The sequence below is a fragment of the Leptospira interrogans genome, from assembly GCF_900156205.1.
Classification (GTDB): Bacteria; Spirochaetota; Leptospiria; order Leptospirales; family Leptospiraceae; genus Leptospira; species Leptospira interrogans.
This window is the reverse complement of the sequence record NZ_FTNA01000014.1, coordinates 40001-42500: the sequence shown is the minus strand read 5'-3', so window position 1 is coordinate 42500 and position 2500 is coordinate 40001. Positions and strand designations below refer to the sequence as shown.

At 39.8% G+C, this 2500-nt stretch carries 8 protein-coding genes (2 of these 8 cut by a window edge); all 8 read right to left on the bottom strand.

Features of this window, described 5'->3' with window-relative positions; genetic code table 11:
* Tightly spaced (at most 19 nt apart), the 8 genes in view from rpsH to rplP form a layout consistent with a single transcriptional unit that may run on beyond the window.
* Positions 1-85, bottom strand: partial view of a 30S ribosomal protein S8 gene (gene rpsH, locus BW942_RS12385; RefSeq protein WP_000062824.1) — the start only. It extends 317 nt beyond the left edge of the window; the window shows 85 of its 402 coding nt (coding positions 1-85); the start codon lies at positions 83-85; its stop codon lies beyond the left edge, outside the window.
* Between the two features lie 19 nt (positions 86-104).
* Positions 105-290, bottom strand: coding sequence for a type Z 30S ribosomal protein S14 (locus BW942_RS12380; protein ID WP_002153498.1), 186 nt, complete (start codon positions 288-290; stop codon positions 105-107).
* Between the two features lie 19 nt (positions 291-309).
* Positions 310-858, bottom strand: a complete 549-nt coding sequence (rplE, locus tag BW942_RS12375) for a 50S ribosomal protein L5 (RefSeq protein ID WP_000741297.1) — start codon at positions 856-858, stop codon at positions 310-312.
* 3 nt (positions 859-861) lie between these two features.
* The gene (rplX, locus tag BW942_RS12370; RefSeq protein ID WP_001096782.1) at positions 862-1221 is read right to left on the bottom strand and encodes a 50S ribosomal protein L24; all 360 of its coding nucleotides are present in this window, start codon (positions 1219-1221) and stop codon (positions 862-864) included.
* Positions 1221-1613: a 50S ribosomal protein L14 gene (gene rplN / locus BW942_RS12365; protein ID WP_000615917.1), complete on the bottom strand. Its 393-nt coding sequence runs from the start codon at positions 1611-1613 to the stop codon at positions 1221-1223. Before rplN ends, rplX begins: the two co-directional genes overlap by 1 nt.
* 1 nt (position 1614) lies before the next feature.
* The gene (rpsQ, locus tag BW942_RS12360) at positions 1615-1884 is read right to left on the bottom strand and encodes a 30S ribosomal protein S17 (RefSeq protein WP_000123883.1); all 270 of its coding nucleotides are present in this window, start codon (positions 1882-1884) and stop codon (positions 1615-1617) included.
* 9 nt (positions 1885-1893) lie between these two features.
* A complete protein-coding gene (gene rpmC, locus BW942_RS12355; protein ID WP_000721426.1) occupies positions 1894-2178 on the bottom strand; it encodes a 50S ribosomal protein L29 in 285 nt (94 codons plus the stop codon).
* On the bottom strand, positions 2175-2500 hold the 3' portion of the coding sequence (gene rplP / locus BW942_RS12350) for a 50S ribosomal protein L16 (RefSeq protein WP_000950835.1). The gene runs 88 nt beyond the window's last position; 326 of the gene's 414 nt are visible here — the last part of the coding sequence; the start codon falls outside the window, past its right edge — the gene reads right to left on this strand; the stop codon is at positions 2175-2177. The genes rpmC and rplP overlap by 4 nt, the downstream gene beginning before the upstream one ends.

Genomic DNA, 2500 nt, shown 5'->3' with positions numbered 1-2500 from the left:
CCGGAACCAGGCAAGTCTCATGTTTCGCTCTCCCTGCATTTCTGATGCGGGTCAGCATATCTCCGATTGGATCTGACATACTCATGATTTATATTTCCTCTCTCTCACCAGGATGATTTTACTACGCCAGGAATTTGAGCGCCGCTCGCAAGTTTCCGGAAGCAAATTCTGCACATATCAAATCTTCTGAGATACCCACGCGATCTTCCGCAGATCGGGCAACGATTGTATTCTCTTACCTCGAACTTTTTTTTCCTCTGATGTCTTACGGTTATAGAAGTTTTAGCCATAACTTTTGAAGATTACTCCTTATTTCTGGTTCCTGTAAGGCATTCCAAAAGCTGCAAGTAGGCTATAAGCTTCCTCGTTCGATTTTGAATTGGTTACAAAAGTCATATTGATTCCATAGAGAGTGTTGATCTTATCAACTTTGATCTCCGGAAAGATGATCTGTTCTTTAATGCTCATGTTGTAATTACCACGACCGTCGAAACCTTTTTCGCTCACTCCTTTGAAGTCACGAACCCTTGGAAGAGCCACGTTTACCAACCTGTCTAGAAACTCATACATATAGTCTCCGCGCAAAGTGACCATACAACCTAAACTCATTCCTTCTCGGATTTTAAACCCAGCGATAGATTTTTTTGCCTTTGTTTTTACCGGTCTTTGTCCAGTAATCAGCGCCAATTCTTCCACTGCGGCTTCGAGAGCTTTAGGATTTGTATGAGCCTCTCCCATACCCACGTTCAGTACGATTTTCTCTAAACGAGGAACCTGCATGATGGAAGAGAATTTAAACTTTTTGTTTAATTCAGGAACGATTTCTTTTTTATATTTAGTTCTGAGTCTAGCTGCCATGAATTATAACTCTTTTTTATCCGGTCTGCTTACACGGACTTTTTTCCCTTTAACGGTTTCGAATCCAACTCGAACCCCAGCTTTCTTTTTTTTCTTAGGGTCATAGAACATCACATTAGAAATATGAATGGGAGCTTCTACTTCAATTACTCCACCTTGAGGATTTTCTTGAGTCGGTCTCATAAATCTTTTCCTTTTATTTAAACCTTCTACAATGACTCGGTCTCTTTTCTTATCGATAGAAAGAACCTTTCCTCTTTTTCCTTTGTGTTTTCCAGTAATACAAATTACTTCATCGTTCTTTTTAATACGGAACTTTTTGAATTTCGTATATTCGGAACCGCGATAAGTTAATTTAGCCATTATAGTACCTCCGGAGCCAGAGAGATAATCTTAGCATATTTTTTATCTCTGAGTTCACGGGCAACCGGTCCGAAAATCCTGGTTCCCTTTGGGTTTCCTTTGTCGTCTATGATTGCGCAAGCGTTGTCGTCAAAACGAATATAAGATCCGTCAGGTCTTCTGATTTCTTTGGTAGTTCTTACGACCACGGCCCTTTGAACCGCTTTATTATGAACTTTTTTACCGGTTGAATCTTTCAAACCAAAAGCAGGTTGAGCGTCTTTTACCGCGACGATGATTTCATCTCCCACGGAAGCGTAACGCTTTTTGGATCCGCCCAGTACCTTAATACACATTACCTTTTTGATTCCAGAATTATCGGCGACTTGTAATAATGTTTCTTGTTGGATCATATCACTTCGCCTTCTCTACAATTTTATACAATCTATGTCTTTTTTCTTTAGATAAGGGACGGGTTTCAATCGCGAGAATTTTATCCCCAACCACACATTCATTTTTTTCATCGTGAACTTTCAGTCTAACAGACCTTCTGACGATTTTCTTGAATTTAGGATGAGTTTTTCTAGTTTCCACAAGAATCACGACGGTTTTATTCATAGAGTTGCTCACAACTCTTCCCTCATATAGAAGCGACTTGTTAATATGTTGTTTTCCGGCTGTCATAAATTCTTCTTAGCCCTTCGCTTTCGCGCTTAATCTCGCGAGGTTTTTTTTCTTTCTTTTTGCTCTGGAAAAAACTCTAGATTTTCTTTCTCCAGGATTAGCCTTCAATTGTCTTTCTCTCTGAATAGTAAGAAGTTTCGCGATTTTTTTCTTCGTATTAGAGATAATCTTAGGATTTTCCAAAGAACGAGCCACTCCATATTGAAAACGAGAATTTCTCAAAACCTTTCTCGCTTCTTCGAGTTGCTCTAAAATTTCGCTGTCTTTCAATTCTTGTAATTTGATCTTTTTCATAGAGCAGACCTTTTTACGAATTCGGTATGAATCGGTAGTTTGTAAGAAGCCAAGCTCAAGGCTTTCTTTGCGGTTTCTTCATCGATACCGCTCATCTCAAAAAGAATTCTACCAGGCCGAATCTCTGCAATCCAGAACTCAGGGTTTCCCTTTCCTTTTCCCATCCGAGTTTCAGCTGGTTTTTTAGTAATTGGAGTGTGAGGGAAAATCCTAATCCAGAGTTTTCCGCCTCTTTTTACCTGGCGATTGATAGTGATCCTTGCGGCTTCGATCTGTCTAGCAGTCAATCTTCCGGAAGTAACAGCTTTTAAACCGAACTCAC